The 20366-nt window shown below is 34.0% G+C and carries 14 protein-coding genes; 1 reads left to right on the top strand and 13 read right to left on the bottom strand.

What is annotated here, in order from left to right:
* Positions 1 to 434 precede the first annotated feature (434 nt).
* The 6 genes from trxB to JRC48_RS11685 form a co-directional block, all read right to left on the bottom strand.
* Complete coding sequence (gene trxB / locus JRC48_RS11710; protein ID WP_235069669.1) at positions 435 to 1364, bottom strand: thioredoxin-disulfide reductase; 930 nt, start codon at positions 1362 to 1364, stop codon at positions 435 to 437.
* 1 nt (position 1365) lies between these two features.
* Positions 1366 to 2013, bottom strand: coding sequence for a pyrophosphatase PpaX (ppaX, locus tag JRC48_RS11705; RefSeq protein ID WP_235069668.1), 648 nt, complete (start codon positions 2011 to 2013; stop codon positions 1366 to 1368).
* Between the two features lie 50 nt (positions 2014 to 2063).
* Complete coding sequence (lgt, locus tag JRC48_RS11700; protein WP_235069667.1) at positions 2064 to 2933, bottom strand: prolipoprotein diacylglyceryl transferase; 870 nt, start codon at positions 2931 to 2933, stop codon at positions 2064 to 2066.
* A 53-nt stretch (positions 2934 to 2986) separates the two neighbouring features.
* On the bottom strand, positions 2987 to 3925 hold the full coding sequence (hprK, locus tag JRC48_RS11695) for an HPr(Ser) kinase/phosphatase (RefSeq protein ID WP_235069666.1): 939 nt from the start codon (positions 3923 to 3925) through the stop codon (positions 2987 to 2989).
* Positions 3926 to 3993: 68 nt separating this feature from the next.
* On the bottom strand, positions 3994 to 4530 hold the full coding sequence (locus JRC48_RS11690; protein WP_235069665.1) for a phage holin family protein: 537 nt from the start codon (positions 4528 to 4530) through the stop codon (positions 3994 to 3996).
* Positions 4531 to 4861: 331 nt separating this feature from the next.
* The gene (locus JRC48_RS11685; protein WP_235069664.1) at positions 4862 to 5836 is read right to left on the bottom strand and encodes a 3D domain-containing protein; all 975 of its coding nucleotides are present in this window, start codon (positions 5834 to 5836) and stop codon (positions 4862 to 4864) included.
* Between the two features lie 426 nt (positions 5837 to 6262).
* Between JRC48_RS11685 and JRC48_RS11680 the strand changes: the two genes are divergently transcribed.
* Positions 6263 to 7525, top strand: a complete 1263-nt coding sequence (locus JRC48_RS11680) for an ISL3 family transposase (protein ID WP_235069663.1) — start codon at positions 6263 to 6265, stop codon at positions 7523 to 7525.
* A gap of 90 nt (positions 7526 to 7615) precedes the next feature.
* Here the strand turns inward: JRC48_RS11680 and uvrA are convergent, their stop codons facing one another.
* The 7 genes from uvrA to JRC48_RS11645 form a co-directional block, all read right to left on the bottom strand.
* Positions 7616 to 10447 carry an excinuclease ABC subunit UvrA gene (gene uvrA, locus JRC48_RS11675; protein WP_235069662.1) on the bottom strand — a complete coding sequence of 944 codons (2832 nt, stop codon included), beginning with the start codon at positions 10445 to 10447 and terminating at the stop codon, positions 7616 to 7618.
* 23 nt (positions 10448 to 10470) lie between these two features.
* Positions 10471 to 11001, bottom strand: a complete 531-nt coding sequence (locus JRC48_RS11670; RefSeq protein WP_235069661.1) for an ATP-binding protein — start codon at positions 10999 to 11001, stop codon at positions 10471 to 10473.
* Positions 11002 to 11063: 62 nt separating this feature from the next.
* Complete coding sequence (locus tag JRC48_RS11665) at positions 11064 to 12353, bottom strand: HAMP domain-containing sensor histidine kinase (protein ID WP_235069660.1); 1290 nt, start codon at positions 12351 to 12353, stop codon at positions 11064 to 11066.
* 24 nt (positions 12354 to 12377) lie between these two features.
* Entirely contained in the window at positions 12378 to 13571 is a 1194-nt protein-coding gene (locus JRC48_RS11660; RefSeq protein WP_235069659.1) for a CamS family sex pheromone protein, read from the bottom strand.
* Between the two features lie 10 nt (positions 13572 to 13581).
* On the bottom strand, positions 13582 to 15567 hold the full coding sequence (gene ligA, locus JRC48_RS11655; RefSeq protein WP_235069658.1) for an NAD-dependent DNA ligase LigA: 1986 nt from the start codon (positions 15565 to 15567) through the stop codon (positions 13582 to 13584).
* A gap of 23 nt (positions 15568 to 15590) precedes the next feature.
* On the bottom strand, positions 15591 to 17810 hold the full coding sequence (pcrA, locus tag JRC48_RS11650; RefSeq protein ID WP_235069657.1) for a DNA helicase PcrA: 2220 nt from the start codon (positions 17808 to 17810) through the stop codon (positions 15591 to 15593).
* Between the two features lie 810 nt (positions 17811 to 18620).
* Positions 18621 to 20273, bottom strand: a complete 1653-nt coding sequence (locus tag JRC48_RS11645; protein WP_235069656.1) for a glutamine--tRNA ligase/YqeY domain fusion protein — start codon at positions 20271 to 20273, stop codon at positions 18621 to 18623.
* Between the last annotated feature and the right edge of the window lie 93 nt (positions 20274 to 20366).

Genomic DNA, 20366 nt, shown 5'->3' with positions numbered 1-20366 from the left:
TCCTAAACTAATCATTAACATTAGCATCGATGACTTTCATGTGTATTCTTTCGACTTACCTGACATCAGTAAATATAATTCTACTCATCTAGTTATTATTTAAACTATGTGATAACCGGTGAAATGGTCTCATCAGATATCAACATAAAACTAACTCATCTATGGTTAATAACTTTACACTCTCTAAAGATTGTTTATTCATTTAAAAAATATCATTATTAACTTCATAGGAGTGCGTAATAAAGACATAATCACCATTAAAATTAATGTTAACTTGAAATGAACTTATTTATTCATCTCAAACACAAAAAAGAAAACTGAATCATCTAAATCACTAAAGACGATCAGTTTCCCTTTATAACTCTTATTATTTTTTATGATATCAAGGCTGTATGTATTAAATGAAATTAGTTCTATAGTTTGTTAGTCTTTGATTATCGAAGGTTTGTTTCAATATATTTAAATGCTGATTGAGCTGCAATGGCTCCATCATTTACTGCGGTTACAACTTGACGAAGCTCTTTACTAATAACATCACCTGCAGCAAACACACCCTCAACTGGTGTCATCATGGCATGATCAACTTTTACATATCCTGCATCATCTGTTACACCTAATTCTTTAATCATATCTGTAATTGGATCTAATCCAATGTAAATAAATGCTCCATCTGCTTCGATCTCAGAGATTTCTCCTGTTTTAGTATTTTTAATTTTAACGGCACCTAATTTTCCGTTTGCTTCTTCAAATGACTCCACAACTGAATCCCATACAAATTCGATTTTTTCATCTGCAAAGGCACGTTTTTGTAAGATTTTTTGGGCACGTAATTCATCACGACGATGAACAATAGTTACCTTTTCAACTAGACCTGCTAAGTAAATAGCCTCTTCAACGGCAGAATCTCCACCACCAATAACAACAACTTTTTTACCACGGAAAAAGGCACCGTCACATACCGCACACCATGAAATTCCACGTCCTGATAATTCACTCTCACCAGGAACGTTTAATAATCGGTGTTTTGTTCCCGTTGCAATAATAATCGTTTTTGCATGAATCTGATGATCTCCACAATCAATCACTTTAGTTCCATCTTCAGCAATGACTACATTCTCTACATTACCGTATGCATACTCTGCCCCAGCAGCTTGCGCATGTTCAAACATTTTCATTGATAATTCTGGACCTGTAATTGTTTCAAAACCTGTGTAGTTTTCAATTTCAAATGTATTAACCATTTGACCACCTGGAGCTCCACGCTCAATCATGACAACCGATAAACTGGCGCGTGCTGCATAAATGGCTGCTGTCATTCCTGCAGGACCAGCACCGATAATCGCTAAATCATAAACTTTTTCCATTTTAAATACCTTCCTTTTTTACGATATTCAATAAATCACTTGCTTCATTTATTATATAAGTCGGATGATACTTTTTCAAATAATCCGCACCACGAATGGCCCAACTAACGCCGACGCTTTTTATACCTGCATGGTGAGCACATTCAATATCATGTGAATTATCGCCTACCATCAAACACTCATCTTGATCTAACTGATAATATTTTAAGACCGTTTCAATCGGTTCAGGATGTGGCTTTGGATTTATAATATCATCTGATGAAATAATTAAATCAAAATAATCATAAAGCTTAGTATATTTTAGTCCTTTAATTGTCATATCTCGCTTTTTCGAGGTGACAATCACAAGCTTTAATCCTAGTTCCTTCAGTGAATTAAGCATTTCAACGACACCAGGAAAGATTTCGATCATTTCATCATGATTTAACTGATAATAATGACGATAACGTTGAACAAATTGTTCAGGATTTTTTGGGAAATATTTTAAGCCTGTCTGATGAAGTGTCGGTCCGATACAGTCGATAATTTCTTCATCACTCAAAGACTCATTTAAAAGAAGTTCGTTAAATGTCTGACGAAATGAGCTGAAAATCAGATGATTCGTATTTAATAAAGTTCCATCTAAATCAAATAATATAGCTTTAAGCATTTGCTCCTCCTTCAATGACTAACTTCTATGTTATTTTATTTTATTTTTCTTTATGCTGATTTATGACTTTCATTTAAATAAAAGCTTTGATAAGTCACTAAATTCTTCTTGGTTATACGTCGATAAGCCACTACCGCAACAACTAGTACAATTGTTAAAATTGAAATAAATTGTGCCATACGAATCGATTCTGTCAACATTAAGCTGTCAGTTCGCATCCCTTCTACCATATATCTTCCTATTGAATACCAAACAGCGTAAAAGGCTGCAATCTCTCCTACCAGTAACTTAGATAACTTTCTTAAAATTAGAATAATTATGAAAAATCCAATCACATTCCATAATGATTCATATAAAAACGTTGGATGATAGTATGCACCGTTAATGTACATATTATTCACAATAAAATCTGGAATAAACAGAGATTGTAAAAATTCACGTTGAGCATCAAGAGTCGATCCAGGAACAACTCCACCATGAGCTTCTTGGTTCATAAAATTTCCCCATCGGCCAATCGCCTGAGCAATGATAAAACTTGTAGCAGCGATATCCGCAGTTAACCAAACCGAAATATTTCTTTTCTTACAAAAGAAATATCCAAAAATAAAAGCTGCAATAATTGCTCCATGAATGGCAATTCCACCTTGCCAAATTTTAATGATATCTTCCGGGTGTACTGAATAATAATCCCACATAAAAACAACGTAATAAATTCGTGCTCCTACGATAGAGATTGGTAATCCGTACGTCACTAAATCATAAAAGAAATCTGGATTAATTCCCATTCGTTTTCCTTCTCTAATGGCTAAAAAAAGTCCTAAGGCTACTCCAGACATGATTAAAATAGCATACCAGTAAATCGTAATAGGCCCTAACTGTAAAAAAATACGATTTAGTGGTTCAATTGTTGAATGATCCACAGAATCTCCTCCATCTCCTAATGATTGAAAGGTGAGGTTCAAATAACCCCACCTTAATTATTACTTTTCGTTTTAATATAATTATTTAATTGGTTAGTAAAATCTTCTGCTGCATTATACCCCATCACTTTTAATCGATGGTTCATTGCCGCAACTTCAATTAAAGACGCAATTGAACGACCTGGACGAACTGGAATCGTAATCTTTGTAATATCCGTATTAAATAAACGTGTTGTCTCATCTGATAATCCAATACGATTATAAATTTTTTCGTTATTCCAATCTTCTAGTTCAATCATTAATGTCACGCGTTTTTTATGTCGGTAAGCACGTGCTCCAAACATTTCTACAACGTTAATAATCCCAATTCCACGTACCTCAATAAATTGTTGTAATAATTCTGGTGCACGCCCAACAACAAGACCCGGTTCTTTTTCATAGATGTCGACACGATCATCGGCAATTAATTGATGGCCACGGTGAATCAGTTCTAAGGCTGTCTCACTTTTTCCTATACTACTTTTTCCTGTAATTAATACCCCAATCCCATTTACATCGACTAATACGCCGTGAACAGATTCAATTGGTGATAAAGCCTCTTCTAAATAGTTTGAAATAGCAGTAAATAAGACGGTAGTTTCTTTTTGACTTCTAAGTAAAGGAACACCTGTTTGTTCTGATAATTCAATCATTTCTTGTGGAACTTCAAAGTTCTTTGAAAATACAATAACAGGTGTTTCATCTGTAAATAGGACTCGTGCACGTTCACGTCGAACATCACTATCTAAAGATTGAAGATATAACCATTCTTTTGTTCCAATAATTTGGACGCGTCGTTTAGCACTATCACGAAAATATTCAACGACTCCTGTTAACTCCATTCCAGGACGCGATAACATTTGTTCTGTAATTTTACGATCTAATGATGCCGCCTGTGAAATAACCTCTAACTTTAATTCTTCTACTAAATCTTGAACTGTTACTACATTCATAACTTTTTCACCACCAAATTAAATTATGTATCTAATGACTATGAGAGAAGTGAATGAATAATACGTACCTACATATTAATTTTTAACGAATCTTCTTTTAAAATATAATGATTAATTGCCATACGTAATAATGAGATAAAAACTGAAGCTAAGATAGCTAATCCAAATGAATTAATTTCAAATGATGGTCCCATTAAATAGTCTGTCATCCACAATAAAAAACCATTCACAACAACGTAGAATAATCCAAACGTCATAATCGTTAACGGTAAAGTAATGACGATTAAAATCGGTTTTAAAAGAATATTTAGAACTAACATTACTAAAGCGGTATTGACTGCGTTAAAAAAACTTGAAATATAAACACCTTCAAACAAACCGCTAGTCACCATTAAAACAAGCGTATAGATGCCTAAGTTAATAACCATTGATCTAAAATCCAAGCAGCCTATTTGTTTCGTGTAAATAATCTGTCGCTGTTGAAAAGAGTTCTCTTCATCTTGCACTTGACTACCTCTTTTTTTATCATTTCCATCTGTAAGATTTTCAATCACATCTTCTTCATCTATGATTTCATGATTTGATTTTACATCCTTATGACTCACACTATATGCCTCCTCAAATTAGTCAATTCTATTGTATCATAAGTCAATTTTAGCACAATAGTTTTAGTAATTGTTGTAAATTACATTCCTTATCTATAGAATTAAAAAGCTACAACACGACATAGTTTTATGTACAAAAAAAAGTCCGTCAACTTTTAACATCTTTTGTTAAAGTCAACGAACTTTTTTTGTATTTACAAAACACGCAATTATCATTTATAGCTTCAGCTAATGAGATTAATTATTGATTGTCGTAAGAACTTTCACTAACTGTCCATCCCTTTATAAGCATATAAAATTTTAGCGATAACTACGCTTTGTAAATGAAAGATTACCAGCCCAATCTGAGGACTTTAGTTTGTTTGTATCTGCGGCCAAAATCCCATGGATTTGTGTTGACCAGTAAATCTAAATCATTTCCGGTAATAGCACTTCCGCGATCTAAGACAATCGCTTTTCCTATACCATCAATATCTACAATTGTCCCACAAGGATACTCTTTTCCTGCGGCAACAATGCGAACTGAACCATATGTACTATCATTATAGTAAATGGTTGAGCTAATATCTGGGTATGGTTTACACGCCACTCGTGTTCCACATCCTGCACAGTTTGTATCATATGCAGTCATATTAGCAACGAAAGATGTAATTGGACCCGTTCCAATTGCAATCGTTTTAGTTTGACCTTCGTCAACTACATTCGTCTTCACTTCAGTTTCTTCGACTTGTGTTCCATTCTTATAAACCTTCTCGATGACGTGTTCGACTACTTTTGGCGAACCTTCATTCCTTACTTCTTGTTCCCCTTGTGGAATGTCGTCTGTGTAAACATACTCAGTATTTAATTCTATTTCCTCAAACACTGATTCGTATGCCTTTTCTACACGTGTAATTTCAATTTCCATATCACCTTCAACTGAGGCCGTTTGGGCAACTGAAATTTCATCATTTGAACCTAGCTCAATGCTACGCTCTTTTAATACATCATTTACTGTTGATTCTGTTGTCATGACTAAAGTTTTGATTCCGCCATCGTTAATAACGACTGACTGAGCACGACTAATTTCAATGTCCATGCCATCATAGACTTGATCATCAAAACTTACATTCATATCATCGAAATTTCCAACTCTTATTCCTTGCTCTTTAAGCAAGCCATCCACCGTTTGTTGATACGTGGTGAATGTATTCAGCTCTCCATTATCATTGATGTTTACTTCCTTCAAGTTGGATTGCATGACAGCGTAGATTCCAACTACAATTACGCATAATGACATAATAAATGCAATTAGATCTCGTTTCATCTCATGCGCCTGTTGCCTAAAATAACTACCGTCCATTTTGGATATGGGGGTGAGCTTTTTAGCAACAGTTCACCTCCTTCTTTACGTCCGATAAACAAGCAAGTAATCTTTCTAGAGTGAGCTTACGACGTGCCTATCATAGCACGTCAACAAAATGAAGGTCAACCGAATAGCCTGTTTAAATCCAAGTTTAATACACTTTTTACATAGATAGGACACATTCATGAACTTAAAAAACACATTTCGTTCGTTTTTCGCTATTTTCTTTATTTTTGATAGATTTTTTTGTCTAAACCAGAGGGTCTTCACCATTAATGGTATTTGACTAATTTCAATCTAATATATTCCATATAAAACCAATAAAAAAAACATCTAAAATCTAGTATTCTTGTAAGTACCACCAAACAAAAAATACGGAGATTTTAGATGTACTTACATGATATCAATTATTTAATTAACTTACAAGACATTACAATCACTAACTTTTCTATTTCAGAGAATCAATCTCTTTTTTTAACTGCGACTCCATTAGACATTCATCAAGCGTGTCCTTGTTGCCAAACAAATCGTCATGTCATTTCGATTGGCACGCGTCAAAACTATCGAACAGTTAGACATTTAGATTGTTTTCAATATGAAACCTATCTCATGCTCCCTATGCAACGTTTATGGTGTAAAGCTTGCGATTTTTATTTCACTTATCAATATGCTTTTATTGACCAGCGAAGTCGCTATACGATTGCTTTTCAACAAAAAGTTGCTCATTCACTGTCAGGATCTACGGTTCAACAGGTAGCCAAATTATTTAATCTTCCCTATTCAACTTGCGAACGTATCGTAAAAAAACATCTCAATGAACAAGTTCCGAAACTTCAAGAAACAGTCATTCAAACGGCTGAAGAATGTAACCATCTGGTCTTAGGAATGGATGACTTTGCGATTAGAAAGGGACATAGCTATAATACTGGTATTCATGATCTTAAGCATGAAAATTTGTTAATGATCATCAAAGGGAGAACCTATACTGACCTGATTGAAAATAAAGATTTAATGATCTATTTAACACGATTGAACCCGAAAGCCGTTGTGATGGATTTATCTCGAAGCTATCATAAATTTTGTGCTAAAGTCTTTCCTAATGCCTTGCGTATCGCTGATCGTTTTCATGTTAATCGATACATAACCGAGGCTCTACAAGCGGTTAGAAGAAGAATCAGTCAGACATTAGCTCCAGATAGTGTCAAGTATTTGAAGCGACATAAAAATCTTCTGAATCAACGATGGGATGAGTTAAAGGAAAAAGACCAAACCAAGTTACGAAAGCTTTTAAGCTTTTCAAATGAACTTGCTGATGTTTATCAGATAAAGGAACAGTTAATCGATTGGTATGAATTAAGTGATTCCTCAAACTCGTATCGAAGACTTAATAAGTGGATTGAAAAAGGAGAAAGTCTAAATATCCCAGAGTTAAACGAAGGTTTAAAACCCTTTAAAAATTGGACTCAAGAAATATCTAACTATCACCACTGTCGATACACGAATGCAGCAGTTGAAGGGCGAAATAATAAAATAAAAACACTTCAGAGAAGGTGTTATTTCTTGCGGAATAGAACGATCTACGAAAATAGAATCTATCAAGAGTGTAATTACAAAAATTGTAAATCAGGATTTGTCACCTACCATTGTTAGTGATGAGCCAAACCAGATAATTTATTTTTTATCTAATATATCCAAAAGTGGAATAAAAATTTGAAAAAAGCTCTGAGTTAACAGAGCTTTTTAAGATTGTCTTTTTTGATCACGATCTAAAATTTTCTTTAAATATTTCCCTGTATATGATCCCTCTACATTAGCAACTTCTTCTGGTGTCCCTTTAGCAATAATCGTTCCACCTCGTGTCCCACCTTCTGGACCTAAGTCAATAATATAGTCAGCCATTTTAATGACATCTAAATTATGTTCGATGATAATAATCGTCGCACCTTCTTCAACCATGCGATTTAATACCTTTAATAATCGTTTCACATCATCAATATGAAGTCCAGTTGTCGGTTCATCTAAAATATAAACTGTTTTATCTGTAATACGGCGGTGAAGCTCTGATGCTAATTTAACACGCTGTGCTTCTCCTCCCGATAAAGTAGATGCCGGTTGTCCAAGTTTTAGATAGCCTAATCCAACATCACACAATGTTTTTAACTTACGCGAAATTTTAGGATGATTTTCAAAAAATACATGAGCATCTTCTATTGTCATTTCTAAAACATCAGCAATATTTTTCCCGCGATAAGTCACCGTTAGCGTTTCACGATTATAACGTTTCCCATGACAAACTTCACATGGAACGAAAACATCTGGTAAGAAGTGCATTTCAATCTTTAATAATCCGTCTCCTCGACAAGCTTCACAACGTCCACCTTTTACATTAAACGAGAAGCGTCCTTTTTGATATCCACGTACTTTTGCTTCATTAGTTGATGCAAATAAATCACGAATGTCATCAAATACTCCTGTATAAGTCGCAGGATTTGACCGTGGAGTACGTCCAATTGGGGATTGATCAATATCAATAATTTTTTCAATATATTCAATCCCTTTTAATTCTTTATGTTTACCTGGTTTATCTTTAGTTCGATAAAGCTTTGAGGCAATCGATCGATACAAAATATCATTAATTAATGTCGATTTTCCTGAACCAGAAACACCCGTTACTACATTCATAATTCCCATCGGAATTGAAAGATTCACATTCTTTAAGTTATTTTCTTTTGCACCTTTTACTTCAATGAAGTTTCCATTTCCTTTTCGGCGTTCTTTCGGTAAATAAATTTGTTTTTTTCCACTTAAATACTGACCAGTTATCGAAGCTTCATTTTCCATCACTTCTTCTGGTGTCCCTTGAGCGACAATTTGTCCACCATGAATTCCTGCACCAGGACCGATATCAATTAAATAATCACAAGCCATCATTGTGTCTTCATCGTGTTCAACTACAATCAATGTGTTTCCTAAATCACGCATTGATTTAAGTGTTTCTATTAGACGATCATTATCTCGTTGATGTAAACCAATGGAAGGTTCGTCTAATACGTATAAAACACCTGATAATCTTGAACCAATTTGAGTAGCTAAACGAATACGCTGTGCTTCTCCTCCAGAAAGTGATCCCGCTGAACGACTTAATGTTAAGTAATCTAATCCAACGTTTACTAAAAAACTTAGACGTTCAATAATTTCCTTTAAGATTAAATTTGCAATCAGCTTATCTTTTTCACTTAAATCTAAATTCTTAATAAAGTCTAATGCTTCCTGAATCGATAAATCGGTAAAGTCATTAATGTTCTTTCCATCTACTAAAACAGATAAAGCTTCTTCTGATAGTCGCTTTCCATCGCACTGTTTACAAGTTAAATCAGACATGAATCCTTCGATCCACTCACGCATAAATGACGAGTTGGTTTCGATATAACGTCGCTCTAAATTATTAACAACGCCCTCATAAACATCAAACTTTTCTTGTTTAATTCCACTCTCCGACTGTAGTTGAAAATGAATAGGTTCTGTTGTTCCATATAAAACAATATTTTTTTCTTTTTCAGTTAACTCTTCAAACGGTTTATCTAAATCTATTTCATAATGTCGACAAACCGTATCTAAAAGTTTTCGTCCATAATTCTCTTCTTTTTCCCATCCACGAATAGCACCTTGTGAAATCGATAACTTCGGATCTGGAATTAATAAATCAACATCGATTTTCTTTTGAACACCTAGTCCACTACATTCAGGACAAGCACCAAAGGGAGAGTTAAATGAAAACATCCGTGGCTCTAAGTCACCAACTGAAAAATCACAGTAAGGACAAGAAAAATGTTCACTAAAAACTAACTCCTCTTGACCTACTATATCCACTAACACTTTTCCATTACCAAGATTCAAAGCTGTTTCGATGGAATCTGCCACCCTTGCAGTGGCATCTGGTCTTAATGAAATTCGGTCCACAATAACTTCAATCGTATGCTTTTTATTTTTATTTAACGTAATTTCTTCATCTAAATCTAGCATCTCACCATTAATGCGAACTCGAATATATCCATCTTTTTTTAATTGTTCTAAAACTTTTGTATGTGTTCCTTTTTTTCCAACAACAATCGGAGCTAAAATTTGCATACGTGTTCGCTCCGGATATTCATATAAGCGATCAACCATTTGCTCGACGGACTGTGCTTGAATTTCTATATGATGCGTTGGACAAACAGGTTTTCCAATTCTAGAAAATAATAAACGTAAATAGTCATAAATTTCGGTTACAGTTCCTACCGTTGAACGAGGATTTCGATTAGTTGTTTTTTGATCAATCGAAATAGCTGGCGAAAGTCCTTCAATCGAATCCACATCTGGTTTTTCCATATTACCTAAAAATTGTCTAGCATATGCAGATAAACTTTCCACATAACGTCGTTGTCCTTCTGCATAGATGGTTTCAAAAGCAAGTGATGATTTTCCTGAACCAGATAGTCCCGTTAAAACAACTAGTTGATTTCTTGGAATTTCTACATCAATATTTTTTAAATTTTGTTCTCTTGCACCTTTTACAACAATTTTATCATTCATTTAAGTTCACCTCTTGCTTTCTTCTAACATTGCTCTTCCTCAACTAACGTTTTAGCTAAAGGTAAAAAGAGTGTGAAGGTTGATCCTACTTCGAGCGTACTTTCTACTGTCAAGTTTCCACCCATCACATCTGCTAATCGCTTCGAAATACTCAATCCTAGTCCTGTTCCTCCATAGCGTCTTGAAATCGTATTATTTTCTTGTGCAAAAGCCTCAAAAATAAATTCTAGCTTATTGGGTGCAATACCTTTACCCGTATCTTCTACTTTAATACTCAAGTAAACCTCAAATTCATTTTCATAATCTAAATCAAAGCTAACTTTAATTTCTCCAATATCGGTAAACTTAATAGCGTTAGACACTAAATTTATAATAATTTGTTTAATACGGTCATTATCTCCATATAACTGATGAGGAATTGATTCATCAATTATGACTGTTAGTTCTATTCCTTTATTCGCTGCCTCAATCATAAATAATTCTTCAACTTCATGGGCCGTTTGAAAAATATCGAGTTTGTGAATAGCTAACTTAACTTTTCCATCTTCAATCATTGAGAAATCAAGTAATTCATTTACGTGTTTTAATAATAAATCACTCGAGTGTTCAATAATCTCTAGTTGTTTTTTTGTTTTGGCTGATCAATGCTTAGTTTTAAAACTTGCACATAGCCTTTGATCGCATTTAAAGGTGTCTTTAATTCGTGAGAAACTTTAGCTAAGAAATGAGTCTTTGCTTGACTCGCTACAAGCGTACGTTTCCAAGCATACTCTAATTCTTGACTTTGACTATCTTTTACATTTAATAATCGTTCATTTTCTAAATAAGCATTTCTAACCATTAAAAAAGAAGATCGCCAACTTTTACAAATATTTGAAGGTATTTTATAATTTCCTTCACTACATCGCTTGACGTAATCAACTAATAAGTAACATGGTTTGACAATGGACATAAATAAAATGTAAGAGACTAGTAAAAATAAAAGAATTAAAAGAATAACACTTAATTCAAATAAACTGATCGTCTGAGCAATGACGGACGCTCGTAACTGATTTTTTAACTGATAGTGAATGACTTTTAAGTTCATCACTTCGGATGTATGTTGACTTAAATAATACCCTTCATCTTTTAAGATAGAAGATGCCTCTTCAAAGCTAGCTGGTAGCAGCTTTTCTTTTAAATCAGATGGAAGATCATTATCTGTATATAATTGATTATCCACATAGTAAAGACCTTTATTAAGATGAGAGTATGGAAAAATTTCTTCAGTATTAATTGTTTTAAACACAAGTTGGAAGTACCCTAGTATTTCATCTTCCCATTCCACTACTTGATAAGCTGCCCAAATATTATCTTTTTGTTGAATAGGTTCATTAAACATGAATAATCCATCTTGTAATTCAATCAGCTGAGATTGATTGAATTTTTCAGCAAAAACTGTTTGATTCATCGATTCATCATAAAATGGAATAAATATAAACTCAAGAATCTCATATTCATTTTCATACAGTTCTTTTATGTTAGGTAGCAATTCATTTACTAAATTAACTGTTTTTGAATAAGCTAAGTAAAACAATTTTTCCTCTTCAGTCATACTTTCATCGCTAACTAATAATTGTTGATTTAGTAAAGTATTAACTTCTTCCGAATCCATCATTTTAAAAATCTCTAAATTTTCTTCCAAGATACAAATGGACCTAAACTCTTCTAGTTTGACTATTCGAGTATACTCCTTAAAATTTTTATCAATCATACTGACGACATCTTTAACTTGATTATCAAATTCTAATAGCTTCTGCATATAACTTTTTTCATAATTCAAATAAAAAGTAATTAGAAAGGATACTAGAACCACACTAAATACTCCCCAAAACATCATCGTTAAACGCCAAAATAATTTCTTCATTTCATCCTCTTTCTCACATACTTGCTATTTCCAACTTATTATTTTTAATTCAACCTCATCACTGTTAGCTGGGCGTAACAATACCCCGTAAATTTCATCACTTGAGCGAACGACAACATTGATATTATATTGGGGTGAAAAGGTTTCTTTAATAAGTTGACTTAGCAATTGATGAAAGGAGATCTTCTCAGCCAAACCGTAGAAGTCAATATTCACAGTGATTTCTAAGTTTTCTAATTTATTATCTATAAAATGTGCCACACCTATAATTCCATAATAATGTGGATAATACTCCTTTATAATTTCTTTGAATTCACTGTACTGATTAGAGATATTTGCATCAATAGCGAAGGTATTCTCATTTGGAAGTAAGTAATAATGTTCATTAACGGCTTTCCAGTCTTTAATTTGTTCACTCTCTGCTGCAACTAATGTTTTAGCTACCATATGTCCCGGTGTGACCGCACTTTCTTCTTCAACAATGTATAATCCAATCATAATAGGAATAGATTTAAACTCTTCTTGATTACGTAAAATTTGAATCACTTCTTGAGCAATCTCTTTTCCTTTTGAAATTAGGGTCTCTTCATCTAATGCAACAACTTGAGTATAACCGAGTTCATTTTGCCATGATTGATACGGATTTAATGCTAACCCAATCGTTACACCGTTTAAAAGAGCTTCATCTCCTTCTTGAATGAGGTAATCCTGTTCGAGTAGATACGCCAAATAAACTGGACTCGTTACTTCAATCCCATTAATGTTAATCACTTCATTTGAAGATGGATTTAACCCTAAATCTACATACTCAGAATCATTTTCTAATTCCGCCTCTAATTCGGTCTGTGTTTTCTTTTTTGAAAGCATTTGTTTAACGGTTTCTTTCGTTAAATATTGGCCTTCTTGAAAATAAAAATTCTCTGGATCAAAATACGATTGTGATTCACGCATGAGCGCTAATTCAAAATAATCAATATCGTAACGATTACTTACCTTTGAATACTTAGAGGAATAAATTAATCCACGCGTAGGACTAGATTTATACGGAAGTATCGTTCGATAGTAATCCGTTGTCGTCTCATTTGATAACCACTTTGTCGTTAAAGTTTCTTCATCAGTTGTTCCCTCTTGAACAGACGGTGTCGGGGGCTTAGTACATCCCACTAAAACACTAATACTACATAATAAACTCACGAATAACACGTAGAAACGTTTCATTAAACTCCTCCTATCTTCCCATCATTTTTAACATTGTCTCTTCATCAAGAATCGTAATTCCTAGTTCCTGTGCTTTTTTTAGTTTTGATCCACTTTTTTCTCCAGCAACTAAATAATCAGTCTTAGCACTCACACTTCCTGAAACTTTAGCACCTAAAGCTTCTAACTGCTCCCCTGCTTCTTTACGAGATAATGTGGTTAATGTTCCTGTTAAAACAACTGTTTTTCCAAAAAACTCATTCATTTCGGTTGAAGATGATTTAATACCTGTATACGTCATATTAAGCTGCAATTCTTTTAACTCTTGAATTAAATGAAGATTGGCTTCTTGTGAGAAGTAATGAAGAATACTGTTCGCAATCACGTCACCAATTTCAGAAATGACTTTAAAATCTTCAAACGTTGCATTCATTAATGCCTCAATCGTTTCAAAATGTGCAGCTAACACTTTAGCTGTTTTACTTCCCACATGACGAATACCTAAACCAAATAATAACTTCTCTAAGCTATTTTGTTTACTACTTTCGATAGCTGTTAATAAATTTGAAACTTTCTTTTCACCCATACGCTCAAGTGGTAATAACTGTTCTTTTTTAAGTTTATAAATATCTGCTACATTTGAAATTAACTGATTCACATATAGTTGTTCAACTACTTTGACACCTAGTCCTTCAATATTCATAGCATCACGTGAAACAAAGTGACATAAACTTTCAACAATGCGGGCTGGACAATCAATATTTAAGCAATAATGATCAGCTTCTCCAACCTCACGTACTAAATGACTTCCACAACGTGGACATTCTTCAATCATTTGAAATGGAACTTCCTCTCCATTACGGCTATCCACAACTGGCTTGACAACCTCAGGAATAATTTCTCCTGCTTTACGAATAACGACGCGATCAAAAATTCGAATGTCGCGTTCTTTGACGTAATCTTCATTATGTAGTGTTGCACGGCTAACACGTGTTCCCGCTACACGAACTGGTTCTAACACCGCATTAGGTGTCACCATTCCAGTACGTCCGACGGTAAAAATAATATCTTTTAAAATAGTTTCCACTTCTTCAGCAGGGAATTTATAAGCGATGGCCCAACGAGGACTTTTTACGGTTGATCCTAACTTCTCTTGCTCTTCTAATTGATTGACTTTAATCACAATTCCATCAATTTCATACGGTAAATCAAATCGAGCAGTTGACCATTTTTCAATATAAGCTAAAACCTCATCAATCGATTGACAAACTTCACGATTTGAATTGACATTAAATCCTAACTCCTCAATCTTTTGCAAACTTTGTTCATGAGTTGAGCAATTTAATTCAAAAGCACTTGGAACGGAGTAACAAAACATCGCTAATTCACGTTTAGCTGCAATTTTTGAATCCAACTGGCGTAAAGAACCTGCGGCTGCATTTCTAGGGTTGGCGAATAATTCCTCTCCTTTTTCTGCTCGTTGCTTATTTAATTTCTCAAGCGTTGCTTTAGACATATAAACTTCTCCACGAACTTCAAGTGGATTTGTGTAAGGAATTTGAAGCGGGATTGTCTGAATCGTTTTTAAGTTTTCAGAGATATCCTCTCCTACGACACCATCTCCACGTGTAGCGCCTTGAACAAAATGTCCATCACGGTAATGCAAAGTCACTGCTAATCCATCAATCTTTAACTCACAAACATACGTGACCTGCGGTGATACTTTACGAACACGACTATCAAAATCACGCAAATCACTTTCATTAAATGCATTCGCCAATGATAACATAGGCTTCTCATGCTCGACTTTATTAAATCCTTCTAAAACGGCTCCTCCTATACGAACTGTTGGAGATGTCACAGATTTTAATTCTGGAAACTGAGATTCTAGTTCTATTAATTCTTGCATTAATCGATCATATTCTTTGTCACTGACACTCGGTTTATCTAAAACGTAATATTCTTTATTATATTGATTTAATAGTTTCGTTAACTCTTCAACACGTTCTCTTGACATCAATCATTCTCCTTTATCATTTGTTATGAGCGTTTTTTTAATGCCGGATGTGATCCCATTAATTTTTTAATTCCATGAGGTGCACTAAAGGCAATCGAAATAACCTCACCCTTAACTCCGACAACAACACCTTCACCAAATGTATCATGTTCAACTTTATCACCACTTGCCCATGAAGAATCAGAATTTAGATTAACGGTCTTTAATTGACGCTTTGGTGCCTTTGACTCTACTGCTTCTTGAAGTGTAAACGAAGGGCGAGGACGAGCTTCAATTCCTGTTTTATTTAAATATTTATCGGAAATCTCTTTGATAAACATCGATTCGGCATTAGCTGATCGCATTCCATATTGATAACGACTTTGTGCATTTGTAATGAATAAAAGATCTTCTGCACGAGTAATCGCCACATAAGCTAAACGACGTTCTTCTTCTAACTCGTCGGCTCCTTGTTCAATGGCTGAACGTAATGGGAAAATTCCATCTTCAAATCCACAAATAAACACAACTGGGAACTCTAATCCTTTAGCTGCATGAATCGTCATTAAGGTTACTTTAGATTCATTAGCTTCTTCTTCAGTTTCAGTATCTGTTTGTAGCATCAAATCATTTAACAAAATAATCAACTTTGTCATTGTAGATAGTTCTTCTGCACGTTCTTCACTTTCTTCTTCTGCTAAAATTTCATCTAAATCAACCTCTTCAAATTGTGTAGCCATTGATTTAAATTCTCCTAAGTTATCAATACGACTGTCAGCTTCAATGGTATTTTCGTTTTCTAACATTTCAAGATATCCAGTCTGATTTAAAACTAAATCAATAAAACTAGCCAATGAATAATCTTCAATTTGGGCACGAAGCATATAAATCATCGTCTTAAAATCCATTAATTTATTTAATGTCGCTTTTGCAACTACACCCGTTGCATCTTGAATAGATGCCATCAACGATAATTCTGAATCTTTAGCAAATTGATTTAATTTATCAATTGATGCAGCTCCGATTCCTCGTTTCGGTTCATTCACGACACGAACAAATGATAAATCATCATCCGGATTACAAATTAAACGTAAGTAAGCCATCAAGTCTTTAATCTCTTTACGTTTAAAATAACTTTGTCCTCCAACTAATCGATAAGGAATATTTTGACGAAGTAAAGCTTGTTCAATGGCACGTGATTGAGAGTTCGTACGATATAAAACAGCAAAATCATGATAATCGTACGTATCACGTCTCATATAAGCAATCTTATCTGCAATGTAAGTTGCTTCAATATCCCCATCAGATGCACGATGGTATTCTATCGACTCACCTTCACCACGATCAGACCAAAGTTGTTTATCACGACGCCCACTGTTATTTCTAATCACATCATTAGCCGCATTTAAAATCATCTGTTTTGAGCGGTAGTTTTGTTCAAGTAAAACAACAGCTGCATCTTTATAGTCGCTCTCAAAAGATAAAATATTTCCGATATTTGCTCCACGCCAACTATAAATAGATTGATCTGAGTCACCCACCACACAGATATTTCGGAATTTCTCCGCTAATAGCTTCACAATCTTATATTGAGCATGGTTAGTATCTTGATACTCATCAATGTGAATATATTGAAACTTATTCTGATAAAAAGATAAAACGTCTGGATGCTTTTCAAACAAGTGAACAGTTAACATTAATAAATCATCAAAATCTAAACGATTATTTTTAAATAACGTCTGTTGATATTTTTCATAAACACGAATGACATCTTCATTTTCAAACTCTTTACTTAAATCACTTGGCGCTTTTAATTCATTTTTGGCATTACTAATTTGGGATAAAAAATATTTTGGAGATTGACGTTTTGGGTCTAAATTCAAATCTTCCATCACTGTTTTAATGACACTTAACTGATCTGCATCATCTAAAATTCCAAAATTTAAATCATAACCAATTAAATCAATATCGCGTCTTAAAATACGAACACACATGGAATGAAAGGTTGAAATCCAAACGTCTTTTCCACGTTCACCAATTAATTTTTCAACACGCTCTTTCATTTCGCGCGCTGCCTTATTCGTAAAAGTAATCGCAAGAATATTATATGGGGATACTTGTTTTTCCGACATTAAATAGGCAATACGATGCGTTAATACTCGGGTTTTTCCTGAACCGGCACCAGCCATTACTAATAAAGGACCTTCTGTCGTTAAAATAGCCTCCTTTTGTTGCGGATTCATTTTATCTAATAAATGACTCATTATCTCACCTCTTAAAAATTTGTATATCTCAATTTACGCTTTTAACTATCACTAGCGTTGTGATTGGTTTTCAGCGATAAAAAATCTGACTTTAATCATAGAAGATCATAGTTTTTTACTTTTAAAACGAACTTTTAAGGCCTAAAATTTATTTTACCCTCTCTAGGTACAATTTATAGACTATTTTAATTGATTAAAATAACTCTATGAGTGCTTAACATAAAAAGGAGCTATCTTTCATCTTAAAAACTAACACTCTTTAAAGTTGAATGATGATTATTCAAACGATTAAGGATATCCCCAAACTGAAAACATTTCACTCATCTAAAGGTCATTCCCCAGTTATTGTGGATTGTTCGCTTCTCTCACCTGGGGGCCCATTCCCCAGTTGTTGAAGATCGTTCGTTTCTCTCACCTGGGGGCCCCATTCCCCAGTTATTGTGGATTGTTCGTTTCTCTCACCTGGGGGCCCATTCCCCAGTTGTTGAAGATCGTTCGTTTCTCTCACCTGGGGGCCCCGCTTTATTATAGCAATTTTATAGCTCAAATTAAACAAACAACCGTTTGTTATTAGCCATTTTTTGAGAATATCTTTTGAAAATAGACATATTTATTATTTTAACAAAAAATAATAAATATTATACAATTTTTACCTATTATATCTTGTTTATCAGACACCCTTGATATTCAGTTTTAAATAAAAAAACTCGTAGATTAACTAAAAAATATCAATCTACGAGTTTTTAATCTATTCAAAAATCAAATCATGTTTTGTCTAGTTATTATCTCTATTCTAATAACAATATTAAATTAGATACGGAAGCTTGATTTTAATGATACGATGCGGTTAAATGATAATTTTCCTTCGTTTGTACGTTTTGGATCCACATTAAAGTATCCATGACGGAAGAATTGGAATTTATCATGGGCTTGAACATCTTTCATGTTTTCCTCAACAAATCCTTGTGCAACATCTTCAGAGTTTTTGTTGATACGTTCTAAGAATGGTAATCCTTCAGTTTCTTCATTTTCAACTAATAATGGTTCATATAAATGGAAATCAGCTGGAATATTATGCGTTGCATCTACCCAATGAATGGTTCCCTTAACTTTACGTCCTGTAAATCCTGAACCTGATTTCGTTTCTGGATCATAAGTTGCATGAATTTCAACAATGTTTCCTTCTTCATCTTTAATAACATCTGTACACTTAATAAAGTATGCATGTTTTAAACGGACTTCGTTTCCAGGGAATAAACGGAAGTATTTTGGAACTGGATTTTCCATGAAATCTTCTTGTTCAATGTAAATTTCACGAGAGAATGGAATTTGACGAGTTCCCATTTCTGGTACTTCTGGGTTGATTTCAGCGTCTAAATATTCAACTTGTCCTTCAGGATAGTTTGTAATGACTACTTTTAACGGACGTAAAACAGCCATTGTACGTGGGGCTTTTAGTTTTAAATCCTCACGAATGAAATGCTCTAACATTTGTGGATCCACTGTACTCACAGCTTTTGATAATCCTACCTCTTGAATAAAGTTTGTAATAGCTTGTGGTGTATATCCACGACGACGTAAACCTGCCACTGTTGGCATACGTGGATCATCCCATCCATCAACAACACCTTCATCAACTAATTGTTTTAAGTAACGTTTTGACATGATTGTGTTTTTCATATTTAAACGAGCAAACTCAATTTGACGAGGTTTTGCTTCTGTTTCACAGTTTTCAATCACCCAATCATATAACGGACGATGATCTTCATATTCTAACGAACATAATGAGTGAGTGATTCCTTCGAATGCATCTTCTAGTGGATGTGCGTAGTCATACATTGGATAGATACACCATTTATCACCTGTATTATGATGAGTCGTATGTAAAATACGATATAATGCAGGGTCACGTAAGTTCATATTAGGAGAAGCCATATCAATTTTAGCGCGTAATACTTTTTCTCCGTCTTTATAAACACCTTTTCGCATATTTTCAAATAATTCTAAGTTTTCCTCTACTGAGCGATTACGATACGGTGATTCAACTCCCGGTTGTGTTAAAGTTCCACGGTTTTCGCGCATTTGTTCAGGTGTTTGATCATCAACATAAGCTTTACCTTTTTTAATTAAGTGAATTGCATGTTCATACATTTTTTCAAATGTATCAGAGGCAAATAATAATTGATTATACTCAACACCTAACCATTTAATATCTTCAATAATTCCTTGTACGAACTCTTCATCTTCTTTTACTGGATTCGTATCGTCAAAGCGAAGATTCATTTTTCCACCAAACTCTTTAGCTAATAAGTAGTTTGTTAAAATGGCTTTCGCATGACCAATATGTAGGTAACCATTCGGTTCTGGTGGGAAACGTGTAATAATTTCTTTATGCTTTCCACTTTCTAAATCTTCTTTCATAATCGTCTTAATGAAGTTTGAATTTTCATTGACTATTTCCATAAAAAACACCTCGCTAAAATCCAAAACTATTGCAATGACTGCGCCTTTTTATATTAATAAAAATCTATTTTTAGATTATATCATAACTATAGA

This window comes from Turicibacter sp. TJ11, assembly GCF_021497505.1.
Classification (GTDB): domain Bacteria; phylum Bacillota_I; class Bacilli_A; order MOL361; family Turicibacteraceae; genus Turicibacter.
Note: the sequence above shows the minus strand (reverse complement) of the source record. Positions and strands in the feature narration are given on the sequence as shown.

Coding starts and splice junctions, on each gene's coding strand:
- pcrA (WP_235069657.1), bottom strand. CDS start 17,810: ATGAGTCATTTATTAGATAAAATGAATCCGCAACAAAAGGAGGCTATT.
- trxB (WP_235069669.1), bottom strand. CDS start 1,364: ATGGAAAAAGTTTATGATTTAGCGATTATCGGTGCTGGTCCTGCAGGA.
- ligA (WP_235069658.1), bottom strand. CDS start 15,567: ATGTCAAGAGAACGTGTTGAAGAGTTAACGAAACTATTAAATCAATAT.
- JRC48_RS11665 (WP_235069660.1), bottom strand. CDS start 12,353: ATGAAGAAATTATTTTGGCGTTTAACGATGATGTTTTGGGGAGTATTT.
- JRC48_RS11660 (WP_235069659.1), bottom strand. CDS start 13,571: ATGAAACGTTTCTACGTGTTATTCGTGAGTTTATTATGTAGTATTAGT.
- hprK (WP_235069666.1), bottom strand. CDS start 3,925: ATGAATGTAGTAACAGTTCAAGATTTAGTAGAAGAATTAAAGTTAGAG.
- ppaX (WP_235069668.1), bottom strand. CDS start 2,013: ATGCTTAAAGCTATATTATTTGATTTAGATGGAACTTTATTAAATACG.
- JRC48_RS11680 (WP_235069663.1), top strand. CDS start 6,263: ATGTACTTACATGATATCAATTATTTAATTAACTTACAAGACATTACA.
- JRC48_RS11670 (WP_235069661.1), bottom strand. CDS start 11,001: ATGATTGAAGATGGAAAAGTTAAGTTAGCTATTCACAAACTCGATATT.
- JRC48_RS11685 (WP_235069664.1), bottom strand. CDS start 5,836: ATGAAACGAGATCTAATTGCATTTATTATGTCATTATGCGTAATTGTA.
- JRC48_RS11645 (WP_235069656.1), bottom strand. CDS start 20,273: ATGGAAATAGTCAATGAAAATTCAAACTTCATTAAGACGATTATGAAA.
- uvrA (WP_235069662.1), bottom strand. CDS start 10,447: ATGAATGATAAAATTGTTGTAAAAGGTGCAAGAGAACAAAATTTAAAA.